Source organism: Antribacter gilvus, assembly GCF_003946865.1.
Lineage (GTDB): Bacteria > Actinomycetota > Actinomycetes > Actinomycetales > Cellulomonadaceae > Antribacter > Antribacter gilvus.
The window spans coordinates 290,970-304,689 of the sequence record NZ_QXTH01000002.1; the positions used below are offsets into that span (position 1 = coordinate 290,970).

Annotated in this window: 11 protein-coding genes; 6 read left to right on the forward strand and 5 right to left on the reverse strand. The window is 73.9% G+C overall.

Annotated features, from left to right (window positions below; translation table 11 throughout):
- From D1350_RS04880 to D1350_RS04900, 5 genes are all read left to right on the forward strand, one after another.
- A complete protein-coding gene (locus D1350_RS04880; protein ID WP_125774824.1) occupies positions 1 to 858 on the forward strand; it encodes an ABC transporter permease in 858 nt (285 codons plus the stop codon).
- Between the two features lie 97 nt (positions 859 to 955).
- A complete protein-coding gene (locus tag D1350_RS04885) occupies positions 956 to 1,885 on the forward strand; it encodes a glycine betaine ABC transporter substrate-binding protein (protein ID WP_125774430.1) in 930 nt (309 codons plus the stop codon).
- Positions 1,886 to 2,011: 126 nt separating this feature from the next.
- The gene (locus tag D1350_RS04890; RefSeq protein WP_125774432.1) at positions 2,012 to 3,877 is read left to right on the forward strand and encodes a gamma-glutamyltransferase family protein; all 1,866 of its coding nucleotides are present in this window, start codon (positions 2,012 to 2,014) and stop codon (positions 3,875 to 3,877) included.
- Between the two features lie 175 nt (positions 3,878 to 4,052).
- Entirely contained in the window at positions 4,053 to 6,254 is a 2,202-nt protein-coding gene (locus tag D1350_RS04895; RefSeq protein WP_125774434.1) for an acyltransferase family protein, read from the forward strand.
- A 78-nt stretch (positions 6,255 to 6,332) separates the two neighbouring features.
- Positions 6,333 to 7,367: a DUF808 domain-containing protein gene (locus D1350_RS04900; protein WP_206074422.1), complete on the forward strand. Its 1,035-nt coding sequence runs from the start codon at positions 6,333 to 6,335 to the stop codon at positions 7,365 to 7,367.
- A 23-nt stretch (positions 7,368 to 7,390) separates the two neighbouring features.
- Here D1350_RS04900 and cysN read toward each other — a convergent pair whose 3' ends face one another.
- The 3 genes from cysN to D1350_RS04915 are packed head-to-tail and all read right to left on the reverse strand — an operon-like array spanning position 7,391 to position 10,532.
- Positions 7,391 to 8,701, reverse strand: a complete 1,311-nt coding sequence (gene cysN, locus D1350_RS04905) for a sulfate adenylyltransferase subunit CysN (RefSeq protein ID WP_125774436.1) — start codon at positions 8,699 to 8,701, stop codon at positions 7,391 to 7,393.
- The gene (gene cysD / locus D1350_RS04910; RefSeq protein WP_125774438.1) at positions 8,701 to 9,600 is read right to left on the reverse strand and encodes a sulfate adenylyltransferase subunit CysD; all 900 of its coding nucleotides are present in this window, start codon (positions 9,598 to 9,600) and stop codon (positions 8,701 to 8,703) included. The genes cysN and cysD overlap by 1 nt, the downstream gene beginning before the upstream one ends.
- Positions 9,597 to 10,532, reverse strand: a complete 936-nt coding sequence (locus tag D1350_RS04915; protein ID WP_125774440.1) for a 3'(2'),5'-bisphosphate nucleotidase CysQ — start codon at positions 10,530 to 10,532, stop codon at positions 9,597 to 9,599. The genes cysD and D1350_RS04915 overlap by 4 nt, the downstream gene beginning before the upstream one ends.
- 128 nt (positions 10,533 to 10,660) lie before the next feature.
- Here D1350_RS04915 and cysC point away from each other — a divergent pair, with 128 nt between their 5' ends.
- Positions 10,661 to 12,004, forward strand: coding sequence for an adenylyl-sulfate kinase (gene cysC, locus D1350_RS04920; protein WP_125774442.1), 1,344 nt, complete (start codon positions 10,661 to 10,663; stop codon positions 12,002 to 12,004).
- Between the two features lie 56 nt (positions 12,005 to 12,060).
- Here cysC and D1350_RS04925 read toward each other — a convergent pair whose 3' ends face one another.
- Both D1350_RS04925 and D1350_RS04930 read right to left on the reverse strand, forming a co-directional pair.
- Positions 12,061 to 12,249, reverse strand: coding sequence for a Trm112 family protein (locus tag D1350_RS04925; protein WP_125774444.1), 189 nt, complete (start codon positions 12,247 to 12,249; stop codon positions 12,061 to 12,063).
- A complete protein-coding gene (locus D1350_RS04930) occupies positions 12,246 to 13,703 on the reverse strand; it encodes a phosphomannomutase/phosphoglucomutase (protein ID WP_240643885.1) in 1,458 nt (485 codons plus the stop codon). Before D1350_RS04930 ends, D1350_RS04925 begins: the two co-directional genes overlap by 4 nt.
- Positions 13,704 to 13,720: the final 17 nt, after the last annotated feature.

The window sequence follows — 13,720 nt, forward strand, 5'->3', positions numbered from 1 at the left end:
ATGTTCCCCCGCATCCCGCTCGGCGACTGGGTCGAGACGGTCGTCGACTGGCTGACGGCCAACCTGCGCCCGTTCTTCCAGCTCATCAAGGACGTGCTGCTCGGCGCCTACGACGGGCTGGACTGGGTCCTCACGTCGCCGCCCGTGTGGGTCATGGCGCTGCTGCTCGCGGCCCTGGCCTACGCGGCGAAGGGCTGGCGGCTCGCCGTCGGCTCCCTGCTCGGCTTCGCCCTGATCCTCGGCATGGACCAGTGGGAGAACGCGATGGACACCCTCGCGCTCGTCCTCCTGTCCGCCGTGCTCGCCCTCGCGCTCGGCATCCCGCTGGGTATCTGGGCAGCCCGGTCCGACCGGGTCTCCGCGGTGGTCCGGCCGGTCCTCGACCTGATGCAGACCCTCCCGGTCTTCGTCTACCTGATCCCCACGGTGGTCATCTTCCTGACCGGCGCCGTGCCCGGGATCGTGGCGACCGTCATCTTCGCGCTCGCGCCCTGCGTCCGGTTCACCGAGCTCGGCATCCGCCAGGTCGACCACGAGGTGGTCGAGGCCGGCCGCGCGTTCGGCGCGACGCCCGGACGCATCCTGCGCCAGATCCAGCTGCCCCTGGCCGCCCCCACGATCATGGCGGGCATCAACCAGGTGATCATGCTCGCGCTCTCGATGGTCGTCATCGCCGGCATGGTCGGCGCGGACGGCCTCGGCAGCGACGTGGTCGCCGCCCTGCAGCGCGTGAACGTCTCCCTCGGCGCCGAGGCCGGCCTGTCGGTCGTGGTCCTCGCCGTCTTCCTGGACCGCGTGACCTCCGCGCTGGCGAGCCGCTCGCCGGTCGCCCGCGCCCTGGCGCGCACCTCCGCCTGACCCAGAACCCTCCCCAGAACGGGGTAACGCCCGGTGGCAGCACGCCCCGGGCACCAACCCGGTCGGGCACGACCGTGCCCGTCCACGGAAGGAAAACATGATTCCCGCACGTACCGTCCTGCGCCGCACCGGCGCCTCCGCGGCCGCCGTCGCGCTCGGCCTGAGCCTCACGGCCTGCGCCTCGGAAGAGTCCGCCGGAGGCACCGGCGACGCCGGGACCGAGACCCAGGAGACCTCGATCTCGATCGGCGTCCCGTCCGGCTGGGACGAGGGCATCGCCGTCTCCCACCTGTGGGCCTCGATCCTGGAGGACGAGGGCTACGAGGTGGAGACCGAGTCCGCCGACATCGGCGTCATCTTCACCGGCCTCGCAGGCGGCGACTTCGACGTCACCTTCGACACCTGGCTCCCCCTGACCCACGCCGACTACCTCGAGGAGTTCGGCAACGACATCTCGGACCTCGGCGCCTGGTACGACAACGCCAAGCTCACCATCGCCGTGAACGAGGACTCCCCCGCGCAGTCCCTCGAGGACCTCGCCGCCATGGCGGACGAGTACGACAACCGCCTGGTGGGCATCGAGGCCGGCGCCGGCCTGACCCGGGTGACCGAGGACGCCGTCGTACCGCAGTACGGCCTGGAGGACATGGACTACGTCATCTCGTCCACCCCGGCCATGCTGGCCGAGCTCAAGGGCGCGACCGACGCCGGCGAGAACATCGCCGTGACGCTGTGGCGCCCGCACTGGGCCTACGACGAGTTCGGGATCCGCGACCTGGAGGACCCGGCGGGCGCGCTGGGCGAGGCCGAGGAGATCCACACCTACGGCACCGCCGACTTCGCGGAGCGCTACCCCGACCTCGCACCGCTCATCGGGGCCTTCCGCCTCGACGACGAGCAGCTGTTCTCGCTCGAGAACATGATGTTCAACTCGGACGAGCACGCCTCCGAGGCGGACGCCGTGGACGCGTGGCTCGAGGCGAACCCGACGTTCGTCGACGACCTCAAGGCCGCCGCAGCAGAGTGACCGTGACCGGATGAACGGTCGCCGCGCCAGGCGGCGACCGCCGGCCGTGCCGGGCCCCGACGGGGTCCGGCACGGCTGTTCCCGGCAGGTACCGTGCTGGCAAGAACCCGTCCCGTCAGGAGAACCATGAGCACGTTCACCCCGCCCGCACCGTTCCGGACCCGGCCCGACCTCGCCGGCACCTTCGGCATGGTGTCGTCCACGCACTGGGCCGCGAGCGCCTCCGCCCAGGCGGTGCTGGAGCGCGGCGGCAACGCGTTCGACGCCGCTGTCGCGGGTGCGTTCGTGCTGCACGTGGTCGAGCCGCACCTCAACGGCCCGGGCGGCGACATGGTGGGCATCTTCGCCACGGCGGAGGAACCGGGCAGCCCTCGGGTGCTGGTGGGGCAGGGACCGGCACCCGCGGGCGCGACGATCGAGCACTACGTGGGCGAAGGGCTCGACCTGGTGCCCGGCTCGGGGGCGCTCGCCGCCGCCGTCCCGGCAGCGGTGGACGCCTGGCTCCTCCTCCTCCGCGACCACGGCACGTGGGAGCTGCGCGACGTGCTCGCCTTCGCCGTCGGCTACGCGCGCGACGGGCACCCCGTGCTCCCGGCCGTGGCGCGCACGATCGGCACCGTGGCCGCGCTCTTCACGGAGCACTGGCCCACCTCGGCGGCGCTCTGGATGCCGGGCGGGCGGCCGCCGCGTGCGGGCGAGGTCGTCACCAACCCCGAGTACGCGGCCCTCCTCGACGAGCTGGTCGCCGCCGCGGACGCGGCCGGTGGCCGCGAGGCCGGGGTCGACGCCGCCCGTGCCACGTGGCGGGAGCGCGTCGGCACGGTGGTCGAGGAGTTCGTCCGCACGCCGCACCGCCACTCGGACGGCGCGGACCACGCGGGCGTCCTCACCGCAGCGGACCTCGCGGGCTTCAGCGCTTCCTACGAGGAGCCGACGACGGTCCGGTTCCGCGGGTGCACCGTCGCCAAGACGGGTGCGTGGGGCCAGGGCCCCGCCCTGCTGCAGACGCTCCGGATCCTCGACGGGCTCGACGACGAGCGGCTCGACCCGTCCACCGAGCTGGGCGCCCACACGGTCCTGGAGGCGCAGAAGCTCGCGCTGGCCGACCGGGACGTCTGGTACGGCGACTCCGACGTGCCGCTGACGTACCTCTTGTCGGAGGAGTACGCGGCCGAGCGCCGCACCCTGATCGGCGACTCGGCGTCGCACGAGCTGCGGCCGGGCACGGTCCCGGGCCGGGCCACGCCGCCGGTCCCGCCGCTCCGCACCGAGTACGGGACCGACGCGCCCCTGGGGTCGCTCCCCGGCACCCCCGCCGGCGGGCCGACCTCCGGGGTCGGGGCGGGCCTGGGCGAGCCGACCGTCGTCGTGGGCGAGCCCGTCGTGGAGGCGACCGGCACCACGCGCGGTGACACGTGCCACCTCGACGTGGTCGACCGCTGGGGAAACATGATCTCGGCGACGCCGTCGGGCGGGTGGCTGCAGTCGTCGCCCACGGTGCCGGGCCTCGGCTTCTGCCTGGGCACCCGCCTCCAGATGACGTGGCTGGACCCGAGGTCGCCGTCGCGCCTGGAGCCGGGGAGGCGCCCCCGGACCACGCTCACCCCGACGCTCGTGCTGCGGGACGGGCAGCCGGTCCTGGCCTGCGGCTCCCCGGGCGGGGACCAGCAGGACCAGTGGCAGCTGACCTTCCTGCTCCGCGTGATCGTGGGCGGGTACACGCCCCAGCAGGCGATCGACGCCCCGTCGCTGCACACCACGTCGTCGCCGGGGTCGTTCTGGCCGCGTACCTGGACGCCGGGCGGGGCCGCAGTGGAGGACCGCCTCGGCGCGGACGTCGTCGCCGGGCTCGAGCGGCGCGGCCACGTGGTGACGCGGGCGGGCGACTGGTCGCTCGGGCGACTGTGCGCGGTGACGCGCGACCCGGCGACAGGCCTGCTCGGCGCCGCGGCCAACCCGCGCGGGGCGCAGGGCTACGCGACGGGCCGCTGACCCCGCCGCCGCCTCCCCCGAGCCACGGCGAGGTAGTGCCTCCGTCCGACGAAGGCACTACCTCGGCCAACGAACCGTGCCGAGGTAGTCACCTCGTCCGACGAAGTGACTACCTCGCCACACCGGGCTCCCCCGGGGGCCCCGCCCCGGCAGCGACCGCTTACCCTGGACGACCGTGACGTCCCCCGCACCTGCCTCCGTCGTGCCCCCAGCCGAGGGGCTCCGGGGCGACGGTCCTACGAGGCGGGCCGGCGGACGGATCGGCGAGATCGACGGGCTGCGCGGCCTCGCCCTGACCCTCGTCGTGCTGTTCCACCTGTTCGGCGCCGGCCGCGTCTCCGGCGGGGTCGACGTCTTCCTCACGCTGTCCGGCTTCCTCGCCACCCGGGCCCTGCTGTCCCGCGCCGGGTCGGGACGCCTGCAGCTGGCCGCCCACTACGGACGCACGCTGGCCCGTCTGGCGCCGCCCGCCCTCGTGGTCCTGCTCGCCGTCACGGCGGGCACGGTGCTGCTGCTCTCGCCGGCCCGCTGGCCCGAGGTGCTGCGCGAGGTGGGCGCCTCGGCGACCTTCCGGGAGAACTGGCAGCTCATCGGGGGCCAGCTCGCGTACGGGGCGGCCGGGCCTGACGCGAGCCCGCTGCAGCACTTCTGGTCCCTTTCCGTGCAGGGCCAGTTCTTCGCGGTCTGGCCGCCCGTGGTCCTGCTCTGCGTCGTCGTGGCGGAGCGCCGGGCCCGGCGGTCGCGCACCCGGCTGACGCCCGCCCGCGCGCTCGGGCTCGTGGCCGGCGCAGCCACCGTCGCGTCCTTCGCGTACGCGCAGTGGCTCGTCACCGTGGACCAGCCCATCGCCTACTTCAGCACCTGGTCCCGCTTCTGGGAGCTGGGCGCCGGCGTGCTCCTGGCGCTGGCCCTCGGCCGCCTGCAGATGGCCCCGGCCCTGGTGGACGGCCGGGTACGTGCGGTGCTCGGCTGGACCGGGCTCGCACTGATCGTGGGCTGCGGGTTCGCCGTGGACGGCGCCCGCGCGTTCCCCGGCCCATGGACGCTCCTGCCGGTGGGCGGCGCGCTGCTGGTGGTGCTCGGCTCCGGCGACGGGTCCGGCACCGGCGCCGGCGCCGGGTCACGCTGGTCCCCCGCACGGGCCCTGGAGGGACGGGCGCTGCGCTGGGTGGCCGACGTGTCGTACGCGCTCTACCTGTGGCACTGGCCGGTGCTCGTGCTCTGGCTGGCCGCGAGCGGGGAGACCACGGTCGGCCCGGCGGGCGGCGCCCTCGTCCTGGCCGTCTCCGTGGTGCTCGCCTGGGTCACGACGCGGTTCGTCGCGGACCCCGTGCTGCGCCGGATCCGGGGCGACGGCCCGGTACCCGCCGGGACGCGCCCCCGGCGCCCCGCCCGCGGCGTACGCACCCTCGCCGTCCTGGCCACCGCGAGCCTGCTGGTCAGCGCGGGGGCGACCGGGGCGGCGTCGGCCCACGACGAGCGCCTCGAGCGCGAGCGGCACGCGCTCCTGGCGCCGTCCGCGGACCATCCGGGCGCGGCGGTGCTCGCCCCGGGCGGGCCCGTACCGGCGGCGGGCGTGGCGATCCGTCCTGCCACCTACCTGGCAGCCAAGGACCGCCCGCACCTCGACGACTGCGCGCAGGGTGGGATCCAGGACGACAGCGTGGTCTCGTGCGTGGTCGCCACACCGCACACCACGCCCACCGCCCGGGTCCTCGTGGTGGGGGCGTCGCACGAGCAGCAGTGGCTCGGCCCCCTCGTCCGCGTGGCCGACGGCGCGGGCTGGGAGGTGACGGTGATGATCAAGCACGGCTGCCGGCTGTCGCTGTCCGGCGAGGCGGGCATGAACTATCCGCCGGCGTGCGCCTCGTGGAACCGTCAGGTGGTCGACCGGGTGGTGGCCGAGCGGCCCGACGCCGTGGTCGTCGTGGGCACGCGGACCTTCGAGGACGGGCGTGCCGAGACGGTCCTGCCCGGCCAGACGGCGGCCTGGCGCGAGCTCGACGCGGCGGGCGTGCCCGTGGTGGCGCTGCGCGACAACCCGCGCTTCGCCTGGCGCGTGCCCGACTGCCTCGACCGCCACGGCGCCGACGAGCCGGAGCGCACGGCCGACGCGGTCGTGGCGTGCTCCCGTCAGCGCGCCGGGCAGCTCGCGGACGTCTCGCCGCTGCTGTCCACGCCGGGCGTCCCCTCGTCGACCGTCGAGGTGGACCTCACGGACCACCTCTGCGGGCCGGTCGTGTGCGAGCCGGTCGTCGGCAACGTCCTGGCCTACCGGGACGACGACCACCTCACGGGAACCTTCACCGAGACGCTCGCGCCGGCGCTCGGCGCGGCACTGCGCGACCGGGCGCCGTGGCTGTTCCCGGCCGGATGACGGGCCGCGTCGCACCCGGCAAGGTGCGGGCCATAGGGTACGGACCATGGACACACATGGGTGGGAAGAGGTGACCTCATGGGCGGCCTGATGGGTCTGCTGGACGACATCGCGGCGCTGGCGAGGCTCGCCGCCGCGTCGATCGACGACGTCGGGGCCGCCGCCGGGAAGGCGACGATGAAGGCCGCCGGTGTGGTCGTGGACGACACGGCGGTGACGCCGCAGTACCTGGCGAGCGTCGCAGCCAAGCGCGAGCTGCCCATCGTCAAGAAGATCGCGATCGGCTCGATCCGCAACAAGCTCCTCTTCATCCTGCCCGCGGCCCTGATCCTGAGCCAGTGGCTGCCGGGCGCGCTCCCGATCATCCTCATGATCGGCGGCACCTACCTGGCGTTCGAGGGCACCGAGAAGATCTGGCACAAGGTCTCCGGCCACCACGACGCGGAGGTCCCCGCCACCGAGGTGAGCCCCGAGGCGGAGAAGGTGCTGATCGCCGGCGCGATCCGCACCGACCTCATCCTGTCGGCCGAGATCATGGTGATCGCCCTGGCGGAGGTGGCCGACGAGAGCTTCTGGAGCCGCCTCGCCATCCTCGTGGTCGTCGCGCTCGTCATCACCATCATCGTGTACGGCGTCGTGGCGGCGATCGTGAAGATGGACGACGTCGGGCTGCGGCTGGCCCAGCGCGAGTCGAAGACCTCGCAGACCGTCGGCCGGGGCCTCGTCTCGGCGATGCCGAAGGTGCTGGCCGTCATCTCGGTGGTCGGCACGGTGGCCATGCTGTGGGTCGGCGGGCACATCCTGCTCGTCAACCTCGGCGCCGACGGCACCGGCTGGATCCCCGCCCCGTACGAGTGGGTGCACCACCTCGAGGAGGAGATCCTGCACGGCGCCGGTGCGGCCGGCGGCTTCCTCGCCTGGTGCTTCAACACGCTGTGCTCGGCGGTCGTGGGCCTCGTGGTGGGCGCCGTCGTGGTCGCCGTGATGCACCTGCTGCCCTTCGGCAAGAAGGAGGACCCGCGCACGCAGGTCCACGTGGAGCGCGTGCACCCCGACGAGCCGCAGCCCGAGGTGCCGCAGCCCGAGGTGCGGGCGGACCCCGACGGCCACTGAACCCGCCAGGGCCGAGAAGCGGCCTAGAAGCTGTGCGGCAGGCCGCCGATCATGCCCGCCGCGACCGTCTTGTTGGTGGCCTCGTCCACGAGGATGAAGGCCCCCGTCTGACGGTTGGTCTGGTACGGGTCCACGAACAACGGCTGCGTGACGCGGAGCTGGATCCGGGCGATCTCGTTGAGCCGGATCTCCGTGGCCTCCTCGTCGCGGTGCAGCGAGTTGACGTCGATCCGGTAGCTGATCCCCTTGACCATCGCGCGCGCCCACCGGGTCGTGTGCTTGATCGCGTACTTCCGGCCCTGGACCAGCGGAGCCGACTCGTCCATCCAGCAGATCTGCGCGTCGAGGTCCTGCGTCACCGTGGGCGTGTTGTGGGGCCGGCAGATCATGTCGCCGCGCGAGATGTCGATCTCGTCGGCCAGGCGGACGGTCACCGACATGGGCGGGTAGGCCAGGTCGACCGGCCCGTCGGCGGTCTCGATCGCCTCGATGGTGGTCTCCAGGCCGGACGGCAGCGCGAGGACCCGGTCCCCCGGCTTCATCACGCCCGACGCGACGGTGCCCGCGTAGCCGCGGTAGTCGCGCGCGTCGTTCTGCTGCGGACGGATCACGTACTGGACCGGGAACCGCACGTCGACGAGGTTGCGGTCGGACGCGACGTGCAGGCGCTCGAGGTGCGACAGGAGCGGCGCTCCGTCGAACCAGGGCATGTTCTGCGACCGGTTCACCACGTTGTCGCCCGCGAGGGCGCTCATCGGGATGAACGTGAGGTCGGCGACGCGGAGCCGGGCGGCGAACTGCGTGAACTCCGCGCGGATCGACTCGTAGACGTCCTCCGACCAGTCGACGAGGTCCATCTTGTTGATGCAGACCACCACGTGCGGCACGCCCAGGAGGGTGGCCAGGAACGTGTGCCGGCGGGACTGCTCCAGCACGCCCTTGCGGGCGTCCACGAGGATCAGCGCCACGTCCGCCGTCGAGGCGCCCGTGACCATGTTCCGGGTGTACTGGATGTGGCCCGGGGTGTCCGCGATGATGAACTTGCGCCGCGGCGTCGCGAAGTAGCGGTACGCCACGTCGATCGTGATGCCCTGCTCCCGCTCGGCGCGCAGGCCGTCGGTGAGCAGCGCCAGGTCGGTGTAGTCGTTGCCCCTGTCCCGGCTCACCTGCTCCACGGACTCGAGCTGGTCGGCGAAGATCGACTTGCTGTCGTAGAGCAGGCGGCCGATCAGCGTGGACTTGCCGTCGTCCACCGAGCCCGCCGTGGCGAACCGCAGCAGGTCGGTGGTCTGCTCGGCGGCCGGGGCCGCCTCCTCCATCGTCCGGGTCCCCATCAGAAGTACCCCTCCTTCTTGCGGTCCTCCATGGCGGCCTCGCTGACCTTGTCGTCGCCCCGCGTGGCGCCGCGCTCCGTCAGCCGGACCGCCGCCACCTCCTCGACGATCTCGCGCAGCGTGCCGGCGGTGGACTCCACCGCGGCCGTCAGGTTCGCGTCGCCCACCGTGCGGTAGCGCACGCTCCGCACCTCCGCCGTCTCGCCGTCGCGCAGCGGCGTGAACTCGTTGACGGCGAACAGCATCCCGCCCCGGTCCACGACCTCGCGCTCCGCGGCGAAGTACAGCTCCGGGAGGTCGATGCCCTCCGCCTCGATGTACGACCAGATGTCCAGCTCGGTCCAGTTCGACAGCGGGAAGACCCGGATCGACTCGCCCTGGTGCACCCGCCCGTTGTACAGGTTCCAGATCTCGGGGCGCTGGTTCTTGGGGTCCCACTGCCCGAAGTCGTCGCGGAACGAGAAGACGCGCTCCTTGGCGCGTGCCTTCTCCTCGTCGCGGCGCCCGCCGCCGAACAGCGCGTCGAAGCCGTGCTTCTCGGCCGCCTCCAGGAGCACCGGGGTCTGGATCCGGTTCCGGGAGCCGTTGGGCTCCTCCTGGACGAGGCCGCGGTCGATCGCCTCCTGCACGGACGCGACGACCATCTGCACGCCCACGCGGTCCACCCAGCGGTCCCGGCACGCCAGCACCTCGGCGAAGTTCAGGCCGGTGTCGACGTGCATGATCGGGAACGGCACCCGCGCCGGCGCGAACGCCTTCGTGGCGAGGTGGAGCATCACGATCGAGTCCTTGCCGCCGGAGAACAGCAGACACGGGCGCCGCATCTCGGCAACCACCTCCCGAAGGATGTGGATGCTCTCCGCCTCCAGGCTGCGCAGCTGGCTCAGCACGTGGTTCACGACCGGGCCCCCTCCTTGTTCTCGGACCTGATGTTCTCGGACACTCCCTGCACCCCGACCGACGCCAGCAGCTCTCGCAGCCGGGCCTCGACCGGGGACGGACACACCACCAGGTCGGGCAGCCAGGGGTCCGGCCTGTTGTACTCCAGCGCCGACCCGTCCAGGCGCGTGCACACCAGCCCGGCGGCCTCGGCCACCGCGACCGGGGCGGCCGAGTCCCACTCGAACTGCCCGCCGCTGTGCACGTACGCGTCGGCCTCGCCCGACACGACGGCCATCACCTTGACGCCCGCCGAGCCCATCGGCACCAGCTCCACGTCGCCACGTGCCGCCAGGGCGGCGACGAACGCGGGGGGCCGGGTCCGGCTGGCCGCGACGCGCAGGGGCCGCCCGGCGACAGGACCGGCGGGCTCGGCCGTCGTGTCCCGTCCGGGCTCCGCCGTCGAGCGTCCGGGCTCCGCCGTCGAGCGCACGAGCCCGCGGCCCGGCAGCGCGACCGCGCCCGCCGTGAGCCCCGCGCCGCGCTCCCACAGGGCCACGTGGACCGCGAAGTCGTCGCGCCACCCGCCGTCGTCGGTGCGCTCGGCAAACTCCCGCGTGCCGTCCAGCGGGTCGATGATCCACACGCGGTCCGCCGACAGCCGCGCCCGGCCGTCCTCAGCCTCCTCGGACAGGATCGCGTCGCCGGGCCGCGTCGCCGCGAGGGCAGCGGCCAGCCACGCCTGGGCTGCCGCGTCTCCCGCGTCCTTCAGCGCCCGCGCCTCGAACGCCACACCGGCCGCGTCCACCTCCTGGCGGAGCCCGAGCAGCACCTCGCCCGCGCCGTGCGCGAGCGCGACGGCGAGCGCCGCGTCGTCGAGCGCGCGGCCAGGCCGCTCGGGGGCCGCAAGGGGCGCGCCGGAGGCGACGGGAGAGCTGTCCGGGGAGGGCATGGTGGCCACAGTATGCGCAGAGGAGTGCGGTGCGTGCGCCGTGTGCCCGAACCTCGGACGCCCGTGAGACGCCTCTCCGGCGGTCCCCGAGGGCATCGGCGGGCCCGGAGGAGCTATCGTCGCCGTCGATGGAACCCATTCCCCGCGCCTATCCGCCGGTCCCAGCCGCCGTGGCCACGCACGTCCTGTCCGCCGACGAGCTGGACCTCCTCGAGCTCGCCCTCGGCGGCGCGCTCCCCGCGTCCGGGCTGGCTCGTGCCGTGGTGCCCGACGCCGTCCCGGGCACCCCGGGAGGCCACGTCGCCTGCCTGTTGACGGACCAGGAGAACACCCCGCTCGCCCGGCTGACCGGCGCGGGCGACGGCGACGCCCGCAGGTGGACGCTCGAACCCCTCAAGCCGCTCCCCGTGGGCACCGGCCCGCAGTGGGACCCGGCCCTGCGCCGTCCGGCGCGGGACGTGGCGGCGGACGGCGTCGAGACGCGGGCCGTGGTCGTCACCGAGGTGCCCGCGCGGGACGACGAGGGGACCCTCACCGCGCCGTCGGCCCTGGGTCCGCGCACCCTGCTGCTCGTCCCCGTCTCCCGGGCGGCCACACCTGGTCGGGTCGGCGCACCGGGCCTGGTCCGGGCCGTCACGGCGCTCGCCGGGTCGCTCGCCCAGACCGCCGAGGCCCGAGCCGCAGAGGCCCGCCACGGCAACGCCGGCGGCCGCGTGGAGGTCGTCGCCGTGCCGTGGCCGGCGCGGCCGCCGTCGGGCACCACGCTCGCCGACGTGGCGGCGCGCTACGGGGCGGCGAACGTCGTCGACCTGGTCGCGGAGCGGACGGCGGACGTCCGCGGCCGGCTCGCGGAGGTGCCCACCGCCCACGAGCGGGCCGTGCGGGAGGCATACCCGCCGGCGTCGGCCGAGGAGGTGCTGCGCGCCGCCCGTGCCGGACACGCTCGTGGCGCCGTGGTGTTCTTCACCGGCCTGTCGGGCTCCGGCAAGTCCACGGTGGCCCGGGCGCTCGCCGAGCAGCTGGACGACGACGGCCGCAGCACCACCCTGCTCGACGGCGACGCCGTGCGCCACCACCTCTCGAAGGGGCTCGGCTTCGACCGCGCGTCGCGCGAGACCAACGTGGAGCGGATCGGCTACGTCGCGTCCCTGGTGGCCAAGCACGGCGGGGTCGCCGTCGCGGCGCCGATCGCGCCCTTCGCGGTGAGCCGCGCGCGGGCCCGCGCCCTGGCCGAGGCCGAGGGCGCGCTGTTCCTGCTGGTGCACGTGTCGACGCCGCTGGAGGTCTGCGAGGCGCGCGACCGCAAGGGCCTCTACGCCAAGGCCCGCGCGGGCGAGATCCCCGACTTCACCGGGATCTCGTCGCCGTACGAGGTGCCGGCGGACGCGGACGTCACGCTCGACACCTCGCAGGTCTCCGTCGACGACGCCGTCGCCATGGTCCGCGCGGCCCTGGAGGCCGCCCTCCGCTGACCACCGAGGTAGTGACCTCGTCGGACGAAGTCACTACCTCGGCAGGGGCTGCGCGCTCACAGCGGGCGGGCGTCACTCTCCAGCAGCACCGGGATGCCGTCGCGGACGGGGTAGGCCAAGGGCCGCTCGGGGTCCGTCGAGTGGAGCTCCGGCTCCCCCGCCGGTCCGACGCCGTCCACCAGCTCCGCGCGCGTGACGGGGCAGCGCAGGATCGCGCGCACCCAGGGTTCGATGGTGGAGCTCATGCCTGGTCTCCTTCGGTCTGGTCGGCCCGGACGAGCGAGAGCACGTCGTCGCGCACCTTCTCCATGATGTCCTCGTCTGCGGCCTCCACGTTGAGCCGCAGCAGCGGCTCGGTGTTGGACGCCCGGAGGTTGAACCACCACTGCGGGTGAGAGCCCCAGTGCGAGACGGTCAGCCCGTCGAGCTCGTCGACCTCGACCGGGCCGCCGCCCTCCTGGGTCACATAGGCCTCGATCACCCGGGCGCGCGCCGCCGGGACGTCGGCCACCCTCGAGTTGATCTCGCCCGACGACACGTACGGCTCGTACATCTCCGCGAGCGCCGACAGCGGGTGCGGCTGCTCGCCGAGGGCCGCGAGCACGTGCATCGCGGCGAGCATGCCCGTGTCCGCGAAGAAGAAGTCGCGGAAGTAGTAGTGCGCGCTGTGCTCGCCGCCGAACACCGCGTCGTGCTGGGCCATCTGCGCCTTGATGTACGAGTGGCCCACGCGCGTGCGGACCGTCGTGGCGCCCGCGGCGTCCAGGAAGTCGGGGACCGCGCGCGAGGTGATCAGGTTGTGGATCACGGTGGGCGTGCGCCCGGCCGCCTTCTCCTTGGCGACCTCGCGCAGCCCCACCAGGGCGGTGATGGCCGACGGCGACACTGGCGCGCCCTTCTCGTCGATGACGAAGCAGCGGTCGGCGTCGCCGTCGAAGGCCAGGCCGATGTCCGCGCCGTTCGCCACGACCGCCGCCTGGAGGTCCAGCAGGTTCGAGGGCTCCAGCGGGTTCGCCTCGTGGTTCGGGAACGAGCCGTCGAGCTCGAAGTAGAGCGGCACGATCTCGAGGGGCAGCTCCGGCAGGCCCGCGCCCGTGCCGAGCACGGCGGGGACAGTGTGGCCGCCCATGCCGTTGCCCGCGTCGACGACGACCTTGAGCGGGCGGCCGCCCGACAGGTCGACCAGGCCGCGCAGGAAGGCGCCGTAGTCGGCGAGCAGGTCGCGCTCGGAGACGGCGCCCGCCTCCGCCGCGGCCTCCGGCAGCGCGCCGTCGAGGAACTCCTGGGCCAGCGCGCGCACCTCGGCGAGGCCGGTCTCCTCACCCACGGGACGGGCACCGGCGCGGCTCAGCTTGATGCCGTTGTACTCGGCGGGGTTGTGGCTCGCGGTGAACATCGCACCCGGGACGCCCAGCGCGCCGGACGCGTAGTAGAGACCGTCGGTGGAGCACAGGCCGATGAGGACCACGTCGACACCCGCCGCCGTGAGCCCGTCCGCGAAGGCCCCGACAAGCTCCGGCCCCGACTCGCGCATGTCGTGGCCGATCACGACGCTCGGCCGCCCCGCACCTGCCTCCGGGAGCGCGACCACGCGTGCGAACGCGGCGCCGATGGCGCGCGCGACGTCCGGCGAGAACTGGTCCGGCACGGTGCCCCGCACGTCGTAGGCCTTGATGATGGTCGACAGATCGATGCGCACGGAGCACAGCGTATTCG